This is a genomic window from Lentibacillus juripiscarius (assembly GCF_042685205.1).
In the GTDB taxonomy this organism is placed as follows: domain Bacteria; phylum Bacillota; class Bacilli; order Bacillales; family Amphibacillaceae; genus Lentibacillus; species Lentibacillus juripiscarius.
Genome location: NZ_JBHUNA010000018.1, coordinates 17,763 through 35,078 on the forward strand (window position 1 = coordinate 17,763; position 17,316 = coordinate 35,078).

The 17,316-nt window shown below is 41.2% G+C and carries 20 protein-coding genes and 1 pseudogene; 3 read left to right on the plus strand and 18 right to left on the minus strand.

The features are described from left to right. Positions 1-71 precede the first annotated feature (71 nt). Both ACFSUO_RS07890 and ACFSUO_RS07895 read right to left on the minus strand, forming a co-directional pair. Entirely contained in the window at positions 72-1,262 is a 1,191-nt protein-coding gene (locus ACFSUO_RS07890; protein WP_382392808.1) for a coenzyme F420-0:L-glutamate ligase, read from the minus strand. Between the two features lie 266 nt (positions 1,263-1,528). Then, the gene (locus tag ACFSUO_RS07895; protein ID WP_382392810.1) at positions 1,529-2,017 is read right to left on the minus strand and encodes a hypothetical protein; all 489 of its coding nucleotides are present in this window, start codon (positions 2,015-2,017) and stop codon (positions 1,529-1,531) included. Positions 2,018-2,665: 648 nt separating this feature from the next. On the opposite strand from ACFSUO_RS07895, the gene ACFSUO_RS07900 reads away from it, so the two are divergent. After that, positions 2,666-2,827, plus strand: a complete 162-nt coding sequence (locus tag ACFSUO_RS07900; RefSeq protein WP_382392812.1) for a hypothetical protein — start codon at positions 2,666-2,668, stop codon at positions 2,825-2,827. A 91-nt stretch (positions 2,828-2,918) separates the two neighbouring features. On the opposite strand, the gene prpB is transcribed toward ACFSUO_RS07900, so the two are convergent. From prpB to mmgD, 3 genes are all read right to left on the minus strand, one after another. Then, positions 2,919-3,836 carry a methylisocitrate lyase gene (prpB, locus tag ACFSUO_RS07905; protein ID WP_382392814.1) on the minus strand — a complete coding sequence of 306 codons (918 nt, stop codon included), beginning with the start codon at positions 3,834-3,836 and terminating at the stop codon, positions 2,919-2,921. A gap of 21 nt (positions 3,837-3,857) precedes the next feature. Next, a complete protein-coding gene (locus ACFSUO_RS07910; RefSeq protein ID WP_382392816.1) occupies positions 3,858-5,291 on the minus strand; it encodes a bifunctional 2-methylcitrate dehydratase/aconitate hydratase in 1,434 nt (477 codons plus the stop codon). Positions 5,292-5,396: 105 nt separating this feature from the next. Continuing rightward, complete coding sequence (gene mmgD, locus ACFSUO_RS07915; protein ID WP_382392818.1) at positions 5,397-6,506, minus strand: citrate synthase; 1,110 nt, start codon at positions 6,504-6,506, stop codon at positions 5,397-5,399. Positions 6,507-6,691: 185 nt separating this feature from the next. On the opposite strand from mmgD, the gene ACFSUO_RS07920 reads away from it, so the two are divergent. Continuing rightward, complete coding sequence (locus tag ACFSUO_RS07920; RefSeq protein ID WP_382392820.1) at positions 6,692-7,567, plus strand: LysR family transcriptional regulator; 876 nt, start codon at positions 6,692-6,694, stop codon at positions 7,565-7,567. 539 nt (positions 7,568-8,106) lie between these two features. Further along, the gene (locus tag ACFSUO_RS07925) at positions 8,107-8,463 is read left to right on the plus strand and encodes a SpoIIAA family protein (protein ID WP_382392822.1); all 357 of its coding nucleotides are present in this window, start codon (positions 8,107-8,109) and stop codon (positions 8,461-8,463) included. Between the two features lie 180 nt (positions 8,464-8,643). Here ACFSUO_RS07925 and ACFSUO_RS07930 read toward each other — a convergent pair whose 3' ends face one another. The 13 genes and pseudogenes from ACFSUO_RS07930 to ACFSUO_RS07990 all read right to left on the minus strand — a co-directional run bounded on the left by ACFSUO_RS07930 (position 8,644) and on the right by ACFSUO_RS07990 (position 17,092). Then, positions 8,644-9,387 (minus strand): YecA family protein, encoded by a 744-nt coding sequence (locus tag ACFSUO_RS07930; RefSeq protein ID WP_382392824.1) that lies wholly within the window; start codon positions 9,385-9,387, stop codon positions 8,644-8,646. Positions 9,388-9,617: 230 nt separating this feature from the next. Next, entirely contained in the window at positions 9,618-10,370 is a 753-nt protein-coding gene (locus tag ACFSUO_RS07935; RefSeq protein ID WP_382392826.1) for an HIRAN domain-containing protein, read from the minus strand. Between the two features lie 484 nt (positions 10,371-10,854). Then, entirely contained in the window at positions 10,855-11,163 is a 309-nt protein-coding gene (locus tag ACFSUO_RS07940; protein ID WP_382392828.1) for a DUF2442 domain-containing protein, read from the minus strand. Positions 11,164-11,176: 13 nt separating this feature from the next. Beyond that, positions 11,177-11,356, minus strand: a pseudogene (locus ACFSUO_RS07945) (DUF4160 domain-containing protein); the annotation flags it as partial. A 215-nt stretch (positions 11,357-11,571) separates the two neighbouring features. Next, the gene (locus tag ACFSUO_RS07950) at positions 11,572-11,865 is read right to left on the minus strand and encodes a magnesium chelatase domain-containing protein (RefSeq protein ID WP_382392830.1); all 294 of its coding nucleotides are present in this window, start codon (positions 11,863-11,865) and stop codon (positions 11,572-11,574) included. Between the two features lie 362 nt (positions 11,866-12,227). Further along, complete coding sequence (locus ACFSUO_RS07955) at positions 12,228-12,398, minus strand: hypothetical protein (RefSeq protein ID WP_156418734.1); 171 nt, start codon at positions 12,396-12,398, stop codon at positions 12,228-12,230. 90 nt (positions 12,399-12,488) lie between these two features. Continuing rightward, positions 12,489-12,665, minus strand: a complete 177-nt coding sequence (locus ACFSUO_RS07960; RefSeq protein WP_382392832.1) for a hypothetical protein — start codon at positions 12,663-12,665, stop codon at positions 12,489-12,491. Position 12,666: 1 nt separating this feature from the next. Beyond that, positions 12,667-13,677 carry a hypothetical protein gene (locus ACFSUO_RS07965; protein ID WP_382392834.1) on the minus strand — a complete coding sequence of 337 codons (1,011 nt, stop codon included), beginning with the start codon at positions 13,675-13,677 and terminating at the stop codon, positions 12,667-12,669. Positions 13,678-13,766: 89 nt separating this feature from the next. Next, complete coding sequence (locus ACFSUO_RS07970; protein WP_382392836.1) at positions 13,767-14,075, minus strand: ATP-binding protein; 309 nt, start codon at positions 14,073-14,075, stop codon at positions 13,767-13,769. Positions 14,076-14,099: 24 nt separating this feature from the next. Next, positions 14,100-14,249 (minus strand): hypothetical protein, encoded by a 150-nt coding sequence (locus ACFSUO_RS07975; RefSeq protein ID WP_382392838.1) that lies wholly within the window; start codon positions 14,247-14,249, stop codon positions 14,100-14,102. Positions 14,250-14,253: 4 nt separating this feature from the next. Beyond that, complete coding sequence (locus ACFSUO_RS07980; protein ID WP_382392840.1) at positions 14,254-14,406, minus strand: hypothetical protein; 153 nt, start codon at positions 14,404-14,406, stop codon at positions 14,254-14,256. Between the two features lie 332 nt (positions 14,407-14,738). Continuing rightward, entirely contained in the window at positions 14,739-15,680 is a 942-nt protein-coding gene (locus tag ACFSUO_RS07985) for an endonuclease I family protein (protein WP_382392842.1), read from the minus strand. Positions 15,681-15,799: 119 nt separating this feature from the next. Next, the gene (locus ACFSUO_RS07990) at positions 15,800-17,092 is read right to left on the minus strand and encodes a S8 family peptidase (RefSeq protein ID WP_382392844.1); all 1,293 of its coding nucleotides are present in this window, start codon (positions 17,090-17,092) and stop codon (positions 15,800-15,802) included. Between the last annotated feature and the right edge of the window lie 224 nt (positions 17,093-17,316).

Genomic DNA, 17,316 nt, shown 5'->3' on the forward strand with positions numbered 1-17,316 from the left:
TTTAATCACGGACCATCCATTTATCACTATGCCTTTTTTGCTACAGCACCTTGCACCATGCTCGTCACCAATTATTTCGTATAATTATCAAAATACCCTTGAATATAAACAATCGGGGTTCCTTTGTCCCCGCTTCCGGATGTTAAATCAGACAGCGAACCGACTAAATCAGTCAGGTTCCGTGGCGTCGTTCCTTGTGCATCCATCGCGTCCGATGAACTATCATCCTGCTCATCAATAAACGTGGTGATCGCTTGCTGCAATTCCTCCCCTTTTAAATCGGAAAATTGATTATCAGCAAGGTATTTTAATTTCGTTTCATTAGGGGTGCCATTAAGCCCTGCCGTAAATGCTGGCGAAACGACTGGATCGGCCAGTTCCCATATTTTTCCAATAGGGTCTTTGAACGCACCGTCACCATAAACCATAACCTCGACCTGTTTACCCGTTTTATTCGTAAGCATTTGCTGGATAGTTTCCACGACCGGCTGGCAATCGCGCGGGAACAATTTAACCTGATCCGCGGTTGATTTATTCGATCCAAGCAGTCCGTATTCCGCATTGTATCCACTGCCATTGACCGAAGAACTCAAAATATCGTCCAGACTGTACACCGTTTCTCCGCCGTTTTCCTTTAACAGACGTTTAGTCCGGACACGGCTATGGATATCACAGGCGAGAACATGGCCGGTGTAATCCAGAATCGTCTGTGCATTGTTGGCAAAAATAACGTCACACTCAATACCATATTCCTCTACCAATGATTTATAAAAATCAATATAATCAACACCGGTAAATGTATGTTTTTTATATCCAAAATAGTCGCGGAATTGCTGTTCAGTCAGCACATCCGTCCACGGGTTCACGCCCTTGGCATCCAGTTCATCAAGACTGACTAAATGGTTGCCCACCTCATCTGATGGGTAACTAAGCATCAGCACAATCTTTTTCGCGCCCTTGGCAATCCCACGAAGACAAACAGCGAAACGGTTCCGGCTTAATATCGGAAACACGACACCAATGGTTTCATCGCCAAATTTTGACTGAACATCCTGAGCAATATCAGCAACCGTTGCATAGTTTCCCTGCGCACGGGCAACAATCGATTCGGTGATCGACACAATATCCTTATCCTTAATGGGGAATCCTTCCTGGTCTGCTGCCTGCAATACACTATCGACGACGATCTCCTCAATATTGTCTCCTTGATGGATGATCGGGCAACGAAGGCCACGTGATACAGTCCCTACTACTCGTCCCAATGTAATCTCTCCTCTTCATTGCTGTTTAGCGTTACTACTAGTACTATATACGGAAATTCTAAAATAAGTAAACTAATTTAGTGAACATTTTTAAGTGAGGAGATCCAAGAATGAATGCAATAATCACCCCCTGCAGTATATGGAAGATGTTAACTCAATTAAAAACTTGGCCGCCAACACCAATTTAGCAGGAGATAAAACAGAGTGGACCATGAACCTGGCTCCGGTCAAATGGAGTACTTCGCCATCTCTAACGCCCGTTTGGATCACTTACATAGCACCACAATCTGATAAGGTATGGTCCGGGCTGGAATACTTTTGGTTGAAGGGCCATAGACGACGACCAAATGGTTGCCACCAAGTTCTCCCATAAAGGCTTGCCCATTGGTTGTCACAATCCGGGTAGAAGAATCCGGATTTAATGCTAATCGGTTGTCCTCGCTTACAAGCGCTGTGTTAAAATAACTCACTTTCACATGGTGGCCGGCATGCTCTTTTACCATGACAAGGGCTGGGTATTGGGGTGGATAAATCATGATCATAGGTGCGTTGGCATCGTAATAGCCTGTTACGATATCGCCGACAGAAATCATTTCCTGGTGAAGAACATACGTATCCGGACTTACGATAAAATGGGCCAGAGCACCTTCTTCATTTTGAAGTTCAACCATTTGCACACAACCGTTTTGAAAGTCCCCGCTTTGAACATTGTGTACTCCCGTAACTTTTCCAGTAAACAATCCAAATGAAATCATGCGTATTGCCTCTTTTCTTTAAAATGGTCTACAGCATGATATGTGTCTATTCCCAAATTGGTTATATGGTTTCATTTCTGAGCAGAAGTGAAACAATAAACGCAGCTAGTTAAAAAATCATATCGTTTCTTTACTGGTCGAGTTGCACCGCTCTCGCTCGAGTTGAGGCCGCCCTCGCTCGAGTTGCAGTCGCCCCTCGCTCGAGTTGACCCGCTCCTCGCTCGTGTTGCACCCGCTATCGCTCGAGTTGCGACCACTCCCGCTCGAGTTGCAACCGCTATCGCTCGAGTTACAGCCGCTATCGCTCGAGTTACAGCCGCCCTCGCTCGAGTTACGACCGCTCTCGCTCGAGTTGACCCGCTTCCCGCTCGAGTTGCGACCGCTCTCGCTCGAGTTGACCCGCTTCTCGCTCGAGTTGAGACCGCTTCTCGCTCGAGTTGAGACCGCTCCCGCTCGAGTTGAGACCACTCTCGCTCGAGTTGCGACCGCTCTCGCTCGACTTGCAGCCGCTTCCCGCTCGTGTTGCGACCGCTCTCGCTCGACTTGCAGCTGCTCCCGCTCGAGTTACGACCGCTCCCGCTCGAGTTGTGACCGCTCTCGCTCGAGTTGTGACCGCTCTCGCTCGAGTTGACCCGCTCCTCGCTCGAGTTGCAACCACTCTCGCTCGAGTTGCAGCCGCTCTCGCTCGAGTTGCGGCCGCTCCCGCTCGAGTCGGGACTGCTCTCGCTCGAGTTACAGCCGCTCTCGCTCGAGTTGCAGCCGCTCTCGCTCGAATTGGGACTGCTCTCGCTTTCGATAAACAAGAGATAATTCGGGAAATGACAGGCACCTCCTAGCCACAAAAAACAAACAGCCTGCTTTGTAATTTTTCAAGGCAGGCTGTTTGATATTGTAGCAGGTTTTACGAGTCAATTTTAATATCTTCCAAAATCGTTTTGGCAATATTGTTGTCCAGTTCTTCAAATCCGTAATGGGATATGGTGTCATATAGCTCTTCCCGTGTCTGCATGTCGGAAAGGCCTTCTTTTTGTGTCCCTTCTTCCATGATCATCTTGAAAATGCGTTCATATGCTTTGGCGGCTACCCGCATTGATGTTACTGGGTAGATGACCATGCTCATGCCCATATCCTGAAATTCCTGGGCGGTGAAATATGGTGTTCTGCCGAATTCCGTCATATTGGCCAGCAGTGGGACATCGATTCTTTCCGAAAATAGGTGGAATTCTTCTTCCGTTTTCAATGCTTCCGGAAAAATAGCATCTGCTCCTGCCTCTACATAAAATTTAGCACGTTCGATGGCAGCATCTACACCTTCTATTGCCTTTGCATCCGTTCTTGCAACAACAACAAGCGATGGTGCCACCTTTTTGATCGTTTTAATTTTTTGTGCCATTTCTTCTTTTGAAACAAGCCGTTTTCCGTTTAAGTGTCCACACTTTTTAGGCAACTGTTGGTCCTCAATTTGCACTGCAGCGACTTTTGCTTCATACATTTCTGCAGCGGTTCGGGCAACATTCAGCACACCGCCAAAACCTGTATCAATATCAACGAGTACTGGCAGGTTTGCGGCGCGGACCAATTCTTTCGCTCGTTCTGCCACCTCAGTTGACGTAATCATCCCAAGGTCAGGAATTCCAAGGCTTGCGGTATATGCTCCGCCCGACAGGTAGAGTGACTGAAAACCTGCTTTTTTAGCCATCAGTGCGGCCATCGAATCATGGGAACCAGGGATTTGCAAAATATCCTCGCCTGCTATTCGTTCTTTAAACTGTGCTGCTAATTCTTCTTGTGTTGATGAAGGATCAACAATCCATGCCATATGTTTTTGCCCCCTTTTTACTTAGACGAAAAGATCTACAAATTCATGAACCGCCATTCCAGTAAGTTTCTGGTAGTCAAAACTTACTTTCTCAATTTCCTGCTGCTGTTTCTTTGCATACGTCGCAGAAAGATTAAAGGAATACTTTTTCCGTAATTCAGGCATTGCCTCTTCCCTTCTGAACCTGTGGCCCAATGGATATTCCACTTCCACATTATCTGTTACGGTGCCATCTTTAAAATGAATTTGAACGGCATTTGCAATCGAACGTTTTTCCGGATCTAGATAATCCTCCGTATATGTTTTGTCTTCTGTCAAAATCATTTTTTCCCGCAATGTATCAATTATTGGATCAGCGGCCGCTTCTTCTTCATAATCCTCTGCTGTCACATTGCCTTTTAAAAGTCCAATTGCCGTAATATACTGAATGCAATGGTCACGGTCTGCAGGATTGTAAAGCGGTCCTTTTTTATCGATAATCCGGATAGCAGACTCATGGGTCGTGATGGTTATTTGATCAATGTCATCCAAACGGGCTTTCACTTCCGGATGAAGCTGTACTGCAGCCTCTGCTGCTGTTTGCGCATGAAACTCAGCGGGGTACGCTACTTTAAATAATACATTCTCCATGACATAGCTGTCGAATGGCTGGCTTATCGTTAATTCCTGCTTATGAAACAGCACATCCTGAAAACCCCAGCCAGGTGCACTTAACGCAGTCGCATAGCCCATCTCACCCTGTACAGCCATCATTGCCAGGCGAACGCCTCTGCTTGTAGCGTCTCCTGCAGCCCAAGATTTTCTTGAACCGGTATTTGGTGCATGGCGATAGGTTCGCAAACTGGAATTATCAATCCATGCGTTAGACAAGGCGTTCATGATTTCTTCCTTGCTTCCGCCGAGCATTTTTGCAACAACAGCTGTCGTCGCTATTTTCACATACAGCACATGATCAAGTCCCACGCGATTCAAACTGTTTTCCAATGCAAGAATACCTTGAATTTCATGTGCCTTAATCATCATCTCCAGCACTTCACGAATCTCTACCGGACCCTCTCCATTGCGGATGCGTTTCCTGCTGAGATAATCAGCCACAGCAAGAATGCCTCCTAAGTTGTCTGATGGATGTCCCCATTCTGCAGCAAGCCACGTATCATTATAATCAAGCCAGCGAATCATCGCGCCAATATTAAATGCCCCTTGTACAGGGTCAAGCACATGGGGCGTACCTGGAACCCGTGCCCCATCAGGAACCGTCGTGCCAGGAACAATTGGCCCCAAAAGTTTCGTGCATTCCGGATAATCCAATGCAAGAATCCCGCAGCCAAGTGTATCTAACAACACATAATGTGCAGTTGAAAAAGCTTCCTCACTGGTAATTTCTTTATTTAAGACATAATCTGCTATTTCTTCCAATACCGTATCGACTTTCCGTTGATCTTTTACCAATTCCATTGTCAACGTCCTTTCTCTTTTATATATTTGTGTGTGTTCATGCGGCAAAACTGGAAGCAACCGGCAATTCACCGATTGCCCTCTATAAGTAGGAATCAGCTGACTTTACTCCAATTCTTTTCCGGTATATTTTACACGCGGCCGGAATAGGCGGTTGTTGTCATGCTGTTCGATAATATGCGCGCACAAGCCGGCAGCTCGGGAGCTGAAAAAGATTGGTGTATATAATGGAATTGGAACACCTAACATCCAATATACTGGTGCAGCATAATAGTCAAGATTCGGATACAACCCTTTTTCTTCTTTCATAATATCTTCACCGGCTTCACACATTTCAAGAAGTGTGTTGTCACCTTTTATATCACAAAGCTGTTTCAGAGATTCTTTCATCACCAATGCACGCGGATCCATTCTATTCATATATACCCGGTGCCCGAAGCCCATGATTTTTTCCTTTTTCTCCAATTTTGTTTTCATTAATTGTTCAAAACCGGAAACCGAATCTGTCTCCTTCAGCATATGCATCACAGCTTCATTCGCACCGCCGTGCAAATTCCCTTTCAGTGAAGCGACCGCACCGGACAATGCACCATACATGTCTGAGTTCGTCGATGCAATCACCCTTGAGGTAAATGTTGAGTTTGGCATTTCATGTTCACTGTACAGCAACAGGGAACTGTCAAAAATTTCCTCCTCGCGTTCTGTCGGTTCTTTGCCCGTAATCATGTACAAAAAGTTCGCACTGTATGACAGCTCAGGATTCGGCTTTACAGGTTCTTTTCCATGAAGAATGCGATAGCTGTTGACCGTTATCGCCGGCAATTGGCCCAATAGTTCATAAGCACGTTCTTTGTTCACAGAAGTGGAACGGTCATCAATCCTTTCGTCATATCCGGCCAGTACGGATATTGCAGTACGCTGTCCATCCATGGCGTGCGTATGTTCCGGAAGCATTTCCAGTACCTCCGTCACATTTGCCGGAACATCATAATGCGCCTTCAGTTTTTTCTCCAGCTTCTCTCTTTCTGAGTCATCCGGCAGTGATCCTTCCAACAGCAGATAAACCATGTCTGCATAAGTCTTTTTCTGTGATAGATCAATCAAGTCGTGCCCTCTGATATTAATCTTTTCCCGTTCGGTATCCAATAGGGAAATACCCGTTTCACAAGCAATAACACCTTTCAGCCCCGGAACAAACGTTTCTTCTGTTTTCAAAGTCATCCACCCCTTGTCTTAATGAGTTACTTATGACGAAAACCTTTTCATACCCCATTCTAGTTGTTCCTGTGTCTCTGCTTCATTATCTATAACACTAGTATAAAGTTGAATTTACAATTATAAAAATATATAATTTTAATAATTAAGCATAAATTTTTTCAATGTCAGAAACAAAGGGATGAATGTTGTTGAAATATCAAAATTGGGAAATGCTTGATGCTCTGTATTCAACAGGTAATATCACACAAACTGCTAAACATTTATTTTTATCACAGCCGACATTAACAACACGTATAAAAAGTCTTGAAGAGTATTATGGCGTACAGCTGATCATTCGGAAACAGCGTGGAATCACGTTCACACCTGAAGGAGAAGAACTCGCGCTTCATGCAAAAAGAATGCTCCGGGAGCAGACGAAAATTGAGGAAAAACTGAATAATATGAAACAAGAAGTAACAGGAACATTACGGGTGGGGGCGTCTAACTTTTTTGCTTTGAATAAAATGCCAAAAATACTGCGGCTTTTCAAGCAAACCTACCCAAACGTGGAATTCCAGGTTGTTACCGGCTGGAGCAGCGACATACACCGGCGGATCCTAAATCATGATGTCCATATCAGTTTCATCAAAGGGGACTACAATTGGAATGATCAGAAAGAATTGCTCTATGAAGAAGAAGTATGCATTGCATCACCATGGAATTTTGCATGGGGCGATCTCCCGAAAATGCCGCGTATTGATTATCATACAGACGAGAAGATGAAAATTATTGCGGATAATTGGTGGTACAGCAACTATGAAGAACATCCCAACATTAATATTCAGGTAAACCAGGTCGAAACATGCAAAGAAATGGTAATCAACGGTCTTGGATACGCCATTATGGCTAACCTTGTCGTGCGCCCGTACCCCGACCTTGTCATTAAGAATTTAAATCATCCCACAGGTAATCCGATTACGCGGAAAACTTGGATGTATTTTCATGAAGATTCCCTCCAGATGAACATCGTTAAAGCCTTTGTCCAATTCATAAAAACACTTGATGTGAAAGGACTGTAGTGGGACATAGGGGCAAGTCAGGACAGGTCCCTTGTCCCTCAAGTAATAGGCTGCGAGCAGTCCGCTGAACAATACCATAAAGCTCCCGATTATTAGTATCGTGAGCAAGGCTATGGTTAGAGCTGGCAGCCCAAGCGAGGAACCAAATGTTACTGCTAGTGGCAGTATGACTGCAATGGCACTCGTATCCCCCTTCCCTTTACACGAACACTTATAGACCAGTACTTCTTAATCAGTATACTCTTTGCCTGCTGAAAATTACATGTATTCCGGATACGCGAGTACAAGACGATAAAATGAAACATCATTCAGTTGCGGCGGGGCGCTTTTTACCACTGAATGTTAGTTGAAGAGAATCGGACCTTTATGAGCGGTTGATCTCTCACTTTTCTTTTTGGTGAATTTGTCAAGGTGATGAATACCATGATAATAGCCATTGAGGGGAGATTTTGTTGGGGAAGTATCGTTAGAGGTAAATGTTTCATTACGCATTTAGAGTGAAATACTATATACAAAGATGTAAATGAGAGGATGAGAAGATGCTGGAAATAAAAGGTGAAAAACAAGGCGAGATTTTGGAAGTGACGACTGAGGGTACAGCAACGCAGGATGACTTACAAAAATTTGAAAGGGCTTTAAAGGCCAAAAAGCTTCAAGAGGAACCACTCAACATTTTATTTGTTTTCAAGAACATTGATGGTAATACTACGAAGGCAGTGTTGAAAGGCTGGAAAATTGTTACCCATTTAAAAAGCATAAAGAAAAGCGCTATTGTCGCAGATGAAACGTTTGTGGGGCTTAACGAAAATATAGAAAAACTTATACCGGGCGTGGAAGTATACCAGTATCCGCTGGAAGAACTGGAAGCAGCAAGAGAATGGCTTCGTGAAGAATAGAAACATGCTCATTGTCCCACCTAAGTTCAAGATGGGACAATAAGCATATCATGAGTATGTCTCTCTGCCGCGCCACCACCAAACCAACAGCCAATTTTCGACATAAAATGACAAAACTCGGGAAGTGACAGGCACCAAATCAACAGGCACACATTACGATGCCTTTTACAAACAACATTTCTAATATTTTTTCCCGCTCCCACATGGGCATGGGTCATTCCTGCCGACCTTCTTGTTCACGCCCTGTGTTGCAGCATTGGTTTCCTGGCCTATTCCCGGCTTGGCCATCACATGATACGCCTCCTCTTCGGGCAAAGGATTCAGCATTGGCCGTTCTGTTCGACTGGTCAATTCATGTGGTGTAAATCCGTTATTCTCCCACAACCGGACATTATTGGACAGATCCATAACAAGTTCCATCACTTCGCGCACTTGATTCTCACTTTCAAATACAACGCCATCCCTTTCAAATGACTGGAAAACATTATCCAATGAAAAACCAAATTGACATTCACCTTGAATATCTTCACACAACATCTCCGCTTTGTACGAATCCCCATTGAAAAAATGCCGTTGCACATATCTTTTCAATGCCTTATATTCCTTCGTCCGTTCAAAATAAAAATCATCTTTGTATTTCAACAGTTCTTTTTGTTTCGGGATATAGAATGGCTTACCCTGACGTTTTGCCAATTCCTGTTCGAATTCATCAAATTCCATGATGGCCTCATGTACAAAATAGTCTCCATGTAATTCAACAAAGTTTTTGCCAAGTTCATCCACATGATTCTTTGCCCTATCATCCACATCCGCTGCTCCAACGTTTTCATCGTTTTGCATATTGTATATCTCAGCAACTTTATCTTTGTGGACCAGTCCATATAAATGTGTAAGGGAAATGACATAGTCAATCACCAATCCCATAAAAAAACCCGCCCCTTCCTTATTGCTCTTGCTCCTGTTACCACCATATTAACATGTTCGGGCGAGACAGGAATTAATTTTAGCAATGAAAGTAACAGGATTAACCATTTGCACCAGATACATAGGCAGTAGCCCAATCAGGGTTTACATTTTCAAAGTTTGCTTCAAGAGCACACTACACAAATAAAGCTGATAGGAGATAGATATCCCTCATCAGCTTATTTTTGTATTTAAACTAATTCAACCCGCTCCATAATATCAAATTCCGCACCTTGATATTCAATAATATCAGTTTCTCCAACAACTGAGATATTCACCTTTTGTTGAGGCTTTGCATCTAGATGAACACTCTCTACTTTTGCTCTGTATGTTCCATTATTTTTCATAACATCATACGTAAAGCCACTATAAAAGGCTGGCACATATCCTAACTTATAACCGGATTGGGTAGTCATGATAACAATTGCTTTCTTATCTTCTGGATTCATTTCATCGAGCTCAAATGTTACTTCGTCCCCCACTTTTAACTCATTTAAGGCGTTTTCCCCTTCGTAATACCGCCAACCTGCTACATAAAAGTCAAAATCAAAATGATTATCATAACGATATATTGGTGCAACAAACTCGTAAGGATCCGTTGCTAATCTTCCACCCGTAGTACGTAATACATCCATTTCTGTATAATCATTTGATAATCCATATGATTGAAGGAGTTCCTTGAAATCCGGCCTCCGCTTATCTGGTAGCCTTCTCGTAAAAGCATCAAACAAACGATTAGACTTATACACTTTATGAATATCCCGAAAAGCAAGATGTGGTCGATATCCATTTTCCATTGCTTCTAAAAGAGTCCGTCTTTTTCCGCTCAACTCATAAGAAAAAGTAAATTCTCCATCCACGCTTGATAAATTCCCGATATGATATCGTTGACGTGTTTCGGTATTTTGCCAAATTAGCCATAAAACAAATGGACGCTTAGTCATTATTCACTCACCTCATTTCTCCATTCCAGAATCCAATCTTTCCGGTATAGTAACAGTTTTACTATCCACTCTTTATATGTCACTCATAACAGTTGTAGGTATCGTATTTAAGATCCCAATAATATTATTCTTATTCAAAACGGTTAATCGATGTACAGCATCATCAACCTCTTTTCATTATATATCATGTGATAAGCATCTTATCGAGATTATCCACCTTGCATCACTAGTGTTGCATAAATAATAAAATGAAAGTAAGAATGTTTCATGATGAATATATTGTTATCGTTTCCAGGTGTTCAGCTGTTTTATGAATGTGCCTGGCGGATAGAGCGATGATGGTACAGTTAGCTGGGTATGACAATGGTTCAAACGAATTTTCATTTAAGAAACAATCAGTACGATAGACCAACAGCCCGCCCACATGATTATTTCATTGAACATCATTTGACGAAATACGGGAAATGACAGACACCCATGACACTCATGCTCTTTCCAACCAATCACCGTGCTCATCAGAATTAATAATCTTGGCCAAACGTTGTATTTCCCCTGAATGAATGCCACGATTGTATAACGTATCCGGATCAATATGGATATCTTCCGGCCAAGCTACCGTACCTGCGTCATCGTCCACATAAACCTGTCTAAATAATTGCGGGTCTTTTAATTTCTCAAGTATCCCGATCATGGAGGGTCTAATATCAATAAAACGCTTCTCCCCATTTTCAAATTCACATAATAGCCAACCATGCAAATTGGGAATTGATTTTGCCTTAATTATCTCACGCATAAGATTTCCCTCCTTATAGTGGCGGAATCTTTTGTGGCATTTTACCGTCCTTACAATCATTCCATGCCTTCATAATATCACTATTATTTTTATTAAGCCATATGATTACATCCCGTTGCTTCTTCATTGGTAAACATCCATTTTTATACCGACCATTTTCGATATATATTTCTGCTTTATTCTGCCCCCTGACATGAAAATGAGGGGATCATGATCATCAAAATACATATATATCTTCATACCAGAGAATTCAGTTATTTTTGGCATATTCCACCTCTTATTATATGCATTCAGAACACTAACTATTGCTTTGGCTCAATTTGTTTATTAGTGATATAACTTTAGAAATGGGCTGTTCTTTGGAGCGTATTTGCAGGTGAAAATGGTTTATCATCAAACAGTAGGAAGCTAGTTGAAAGGGGAATTTCTTATTAATTTGGAGAAGATGCGGCGGGTCCCGTGGTAATAAGATGAAGAAAGGGGTGTACACCATCGCCAAGACAAATTAATGACGACTTTCTTATCCGGAACCTCACAGCCATTCGCATACAAAGCCGCCATTACACGATCTTTAGATTCTTTAACCGAGGCATCCGGCAAACCAACATTAACCCCTTCCACCCCTGGAAAAACCTGCACCTCCACTTCAACTCGATACCTTTCAATCCCTTTCAGACCAATAATCGACACAATAACAGCCATTATCTTTCACACCTTTTTATTAGTCATTGGTTTGATATAAGATAAGCTATATTCTATCAAAAGTCAAGAACGTTTGTTCGAAAACAGAATCACTAAAACTGGCTTTTAAGGGCCTAAAACGGTGGAAAATTCAATTTTGCCAAAATGCCAATAAGATAAACAACAAAACAATAAAAAAGAACTACAGAAAATGCTATTTTGACTAAACGTTAAATTTTTTCTCATCCACGAAAAAACCAAACATCATAAAAAAGCCGCCAGTTTCACCATACTAGCAGCCATCTTTAAATAAAACTTCATTCGACATAATTTGACAAGATCCGGGAAGTGACAGGCACCCAAACTAATACCACATGCCATATTTATTTTGGAAAATTTATCTTTAATATCTTACTTTCATAACCAAGTATCCCCGAATATTCTCTATTCAAGGGTTCCTTTTTGCCCTTTCGAACCCTAATCCCTTCTTTATTTAGACGTCCGATGATTTCCGCCTGCTTTTTATTAAACTCATTATTGTTTTTATATAACATTGGAACACCTCTTTTACTGTTTATACCCAATGTATATATATGTTATACAGACAAAAAAAAAGACAGTGAATGCCGTCTTTTTATAAAATATCAAAATTTAAGCTTTAATACCCTTTTGCTATTACTAATTATCCCTGAAAACTCACCTTTTTTCGGCGCTTTTTTACCCGATTGTACTTTTATCCCAGCACTAGTTAGTCTTTTTTCAATCGACTTCTGGGTCGCTTTATTTTGAACACTTCTTTGAACTTCTTCTCGGATTGGCATGTTAATCACCTTCTCCTTTACTACTTCTATTATACATTCTTTCAAGATTTTTTAAAAGACTTTCAAAGTCTGTAGCAATATTAAGCATAATCTTTTTATATTCTTGCTCATCTAAGATGCTAGAATCCAGTACAATAGTAAATACTACATTTTCATCCCTTATTTTTACTAAGCGGGCTATATATTGTCGATTAAACTTTTCATTGTCACGTGTATGCGTGAAAGAATAATACTCATCCTCCATCAGAGCTGCTCTAAAAATTCCCGTTCGGTTATCATCTATCAATCTTTGAAATTTGTCTGCGTTTGAACCCGAAAAATCCTCAAAAACTATACCAAAGTCTCTTTCAAGTATTTCAAAGGATAGTACCATTAATGAACACAAAATAGCATCTTCTTGAGTAAGTGATTCTTCACTTTTATAAGCAATACTATTATGGACATCAATTATAAAGCCTACTAATGGATCAGCGTCACCGTTCGTGTATGCCTTTTTTACTTCTCTAAACTTTCTCAAAGTGGAGGTATTGCAATAATAATATAGCTGTTGAATAGCATTCAAATTAACCTCTTCTGCTACAGAGCCGTATTGAAAGTTCAGCTTAATCTTTGTTTCACCTTGGTGATTATTTTCAATATATTGATACCATTGTGCAGCATTGACGTATGAATTTTGCTGAACAAACCTATTTAAAATACTCATAAGATTATCTTGCAACCTGTAACCAGCCAACTCCTTATTGGCCATAATTAAAATCCCCATCTCAGACTCTAATGTTTTTTCTAAATCCTTTTTTTCTTCTTCTTTTGCATCTAATATATATTTAAACAATACAACTATTGCAGCTATAGCAAGGACAGACCATACTAAGGAGAATTTAGGTTCATCTATAAACGGTTTAATCCATATACCAAAAAAATTACTAGCCTGTTCTGAATTCTCTACCCATAAATCAAAAAATAATATAAAAAATAAACCGGAATAAATATATAATATGGTCGATTTCTTCATTTTTGTCGCATTCCTTTCAACCCCAGCCTTGTAAACCAAATACTACCATATTTTCATCCCAATGAGACCAAGTTAAATACGCCAATTAGCTAAACAGCCGATGCGGAATGGTGCGGATCCCGAAATGGTGGGATTTGATAATTTTCATTCGTCATACCAGCCAACTGATAAATGCTCATGACATCAAATTGACTTGTCTCGCTTAATAGAGGCAAAATCGAGAGAAATGGTTCTGCCAGCAAGCTCTTTCCACACCCGGGAGGACCTGTCATTAATACATTATGACCTCCCGCAGCAGCAATCTCCAACGCTCTTTTCGCTTGCTTATGGCTAAGTATATGCTGAAAATCCTTGTCATAGGTTACTGGCTTAGGACTGGTTGTTTCAGAGGAGGGCATAGAAGTTAGCGCAAACGACGAAAGCTAACCGGAAAAAGAGGCAACGACATCGTGAAGTGTTTCAACAAAATAAAACTCCATACCATCTGTTTGAGGGAACGGCGTATCCTGCATTGGTGGCAAATACAATAGCTTGACTCCTTCTTTTTTGGCAGCAACGATTGCCGGAAGCATCCCATCAAGCCGGTTTTATCGTGCCATCCAGCGATAAAACACCCAGAAAAGCAGCATCATCCGGAATAGCATCCTTGATATCTCCCGCTTCTTTCATAATCCCAATCGCCATCGCCCGGCAAAAGTTGTACCTCCACATCAACTTGATACCGTTCAATCCCTTTCAGGCTAATGCTCAACACAATGACAGCCATCATCCCTCACGCCTTTTTTTAGTCATTGGTTAGGTATAAGATAAGCTATATTCTATCAAAAGTCAAGAACATTTGTTCTAAATAATATTCACCAAAACTGCCTCTTAAGGGCCTAAAACGGTGAAAAATTCTATTTTGCCGAAATACCACTAAGATAAAATACAAAAATAACAAAAAAGAGCTGGGGAAAATGCCATTTTGACTAAACGTTAATTTTTTTCATCCACGAAAAAAACCAAACATCACAAAAAAGCCGCCAGTTTCAACATACCAGCAGCCATCTTTAAACAGAACTTTATTCGACATAATTCAACAAGATTCGGGTGGTGACAGGCACCAACGGAAAATCGATGAATGGGTTTCGGTTTCCTTGAATGTCATAAATAGCCTGGTTGCGATGTTTTTCATAAAGGGTAGGTGGAAAGTTCTGGTGCCAATCTAATAATAACTTCGTATCGATACCTTCCTTATAAGATGATTCAATCCCGTCAGGATACCTAATTAAAAAATACAACATGGCTCTCGCGACTGTTCCTTTAGCATTTTCAGGTTCAAATAGTCCCTCATCTGCCTTTCCACACTGCTCCTCTACTCGCTTCGATGTCATTTCTTCCGGTTTATAGTCCCTAAAATCATGGTACGGATAATTGCTTCTTATAGAATTACAGACAGGGTCACAAGTAAATAAATGATGGATATCGCCGCGCATTGGCTCTTGTTCATTGAACCAAGATTGGGGGACAGAATGTTCACAGTTATATTTGAAATCCTTTGCAATCTGATCCAGTTTATGATCTATTCGATTTTGATTTTTATCAGTTATCTTTTCAATCTCTTCCTTTCGCTTTATAGAGATTGCATAATCCTCTTTAATCACTTCTTCCGCTTCCCTCTTTTGACCTGAGTAAATACTGGTGAGAGTACCATCTGGGCGTAGATCAACCCAAGGGTAAACATACTCACTCGGGTCGTAACTTACCTTGTTCGTATGGGTTTCCCGGAGAAGCTGGTTTAATGACTGAATCAGTTCGTTATCACCGGAGTTTTCAAAATCGATGTTTTTATAATACTTCTCGATCTTTTGCTTATCTGTTTCCTCATCATAATATTCTCTTTTGTCTTTCTGTATAGTTGCTTTTGTTTCTCTAAGCTGAGAAAGAATGGTATTGATACGCTGACGGTCGGTGGTTACGGGGATCATCTTCTCCTTTTTTTGAGGGAATAAATTCATATTCATTCCTCCTTCGATTAATTAAAAGTACAGCCTAATTAATAAGGGACACCCAAACTTTAACTTTTGATGTCCCTTACTTCTAATGACGCAGCCGGTGCAGTTCGGAATTCAACAGCGACACCTTATTTAGCAGCTTTTTGATAACCGGTATAATTGGTCGCCATCTCCACTGCACTTCCCGCTTCAATATATCCCCAAACGTCGTTGAGTACTGGCTCTGAAGTAGACTTTAAAATACTTTTAATATCATTTGGACTTAAGTTAGGATTTGCTTCTAACATTTGTGCAACTACCCCGGCACAGATAGGAGTTGCCATGGATGTTCCAGATAACTGTAAATAGTTTTCATCCACGACCTGCTCTGGCAGCTCTTGTTCCAGCGCAGAATCTGGCGCTAACAATGAAATAATATCTGTACCTGGTGCATAAATGTCCGGCTTAACAAAAGAGTCTACTGTTGGGCCTCTGCTTGAGTATTCAGCAATATGATCATCTGAACGTTCTTTTGTATTTTGATCCATTGTAGATCCAACTGTGATAATGAAAGGGTTAATGGCAGGAGTACTTATCGTTGTTTGTTCAGGGCCGCTATTTCCTGCAGCAGCACAAACAACTATACCTTTATGCCAAGCTTCCTCTACTGAAATGGATAGTGGATCATCTCGAAAGGATTCAAACGCCTGGGCTCCTAATGATAGAGAGATGATTCGAATATTGTATTCATCTTTATTACTTATAGACCACTCGATGCCTTCAATGATAGTAGATAATCTTCCACTTCCATTTTCATCAAGAACCTTTACACCTACAATAGATGCTTCAGGTGCAGGGCCAATATACAGTCCATCAGATTGTTGGCCGTTACCAGCTGCATCACCAGCGCAATGGGTGCCATGTCCATTATCATCATAAGGTTTTTCTTCATCATTTATAAAATCTTTAAACGCAACAATTCGATTGCTTGTCTCAGTGAGGTCACTATGAGGGTGGACACCTGAATCAATAACAGATATGGTGACGTCTTTACCCGTTAAACCAGCGCTTTCCTGGAGTTCAACGGAACCAATTTGTCTACTTGCGACATCAAGCAGGGCGGTTACTGGACGGTCATAAAAGATACGATCAACAGATTCATGGTCTTTAATTTGCTTGATCATTTGTGGGGTTAAATTTCCTCTAGAAGCCATTCGACCAATGTCTTTGTCTAGCTTGCTGTTATTATCTGCTTGGCAAGCTGTAAACAGGTCCTTCTTCTTGTTGTCATCGGAGTCTTTTGAATAATATACAATTACTGGCAGTCTTTCTTTACTTGTCTCGTAAGGATCCTCTTTTCGTTTCATCCTTAATTGTTCTACTAAACCTGGATCTAACCTACGACCGGCTTCTTCAAACCAAACTCTTTTTCTGTTACTCATTTTCTTCCTCCTTGTGCTTTTAAAATTTTTAAAAGTCTTCGAAATAGAATACCAGTAACGAGAACAAGCCCCCATGTTTTCATTTCTTCTTTGAGAATGTGGGTCGTTTTAAAGAAAATAAGTGTTAGATGGTTTGATTTGATAGGGGATGAGTCCTTATAAATATAATAGCACTGGATGATAATGGCAACAACATGCCAAAATTACCAATTATTTATTAGTCC

Coding starts and splice junctions, on each gene's coding strand:
- ACFSUO_RS07935 (WP_382392826.1), bottom strand. CDS start 10,370: ATGACTAAGCGTCCATTTGTTTTATGGCTAATTTGGCAAAATACCGAA.
- ACFSUO_RS07895 (WP_382392810.1), bottom strand. CDS start 2,017: ATGATTTCATTTGGATTGTTTACTGGAAAAGTTACGGGAGTACACAAT.
- ACFSUO_RS07955 (WP_156418734.1), bottom strand. CDS start 12,398: ATGTTATATAAAAACAATAATGAGTTTAATAAAAAGCAGGCGGAAATC.
- ACFSUO_RS07940 (WP_382392828.1), bottom strand. CDS start 11,163: ATGCGTGAGATAATTAAGGCAAAATCAATTCCCAATTTGCATGGTTGG.
- ACFSUO_RS07975 (WP_382392838.1), bottom strand. CDS start 14,249: ATGCTTCCGGCAATCGTTGCTGCCAAAAAAGAAGGAGTCAAGCTATTG.
- ACFSUO_RS07920 (WP_382392820.1), top strand. CDS start 6,692: ATGTTGTTGAAATATCAAAATTGGGAAATGCTTGATGCTCTGTATTCA.
- ACFSUO_RS07930 (WP_382392824.1), bottom strand. CDS start 9,387: ATGGGATTGGTGATTGACTATGTCATTTCCCTTACACATTTATATGGA.
- ACFSUO_RS07960 (WP_382392832.1), bottom strand. CDS start 12,665: ATGCCAATCCGAGAAGAAGTTCAAAGAAGTGTTCAAAATAAAGCGACC.
- ACFSUO_RS07970 (WP_382392836.1), bottom strand. CDS start 14,075: ATGCCCTCCTCTGAAACAACCAGTCCTAAGCCAGTAACCTATGACAAG.
- ACFSUO_RS07950 (WP_382392830.1), bottom strand. CDS start 11,865: ATGGCTGTTATTGTGTCGATTATTGGTCTGAAAGGGATTGAAAGGTAT.
- ACFSUO_RS07965 (WP_382392834.1), bottom strand. CDS start 13,677: ATGAAGAAATCGACCATATTATATATTTATTCCGGTTTATTTTTTATA.
- ACFSUO_RS07910 (WP_382392816.1), bottom strand. CDS start 5,291: ATGGAATTGGTAAAAGATCAACGGAAAGTCGATACGGTATTGGAAGAA.
- ACFSUO_RS07925 (WP_382392822.1), top strand. CDS start 8,107: ATGCTGGAAATAAAAGGTGAAAAACAAGGCGAGATTTTGGAAGTGACG.
- prpB (WP_382392814.1), bottom strand. CDS start 3,836: ATGGCATGGATTGTTGATCCTTCATCAACACAAGAAGAATTAGCAGCA.
- ACFSUO_RS07985 (WP_382392842.1), bottom strand. CDS start 15,680: ATGAATATGAATTTATTCCCTCAAAAAAAGGAGAAGATGATCCCCGTA.
- ACFSUO_RS07990 (WP_382392844.1), bottom strand. CDS start 17,092: ATGAGTAACAGAAAAAGAGTTTGGTTTGAAGAAGCCGGTCGTAGGTTA.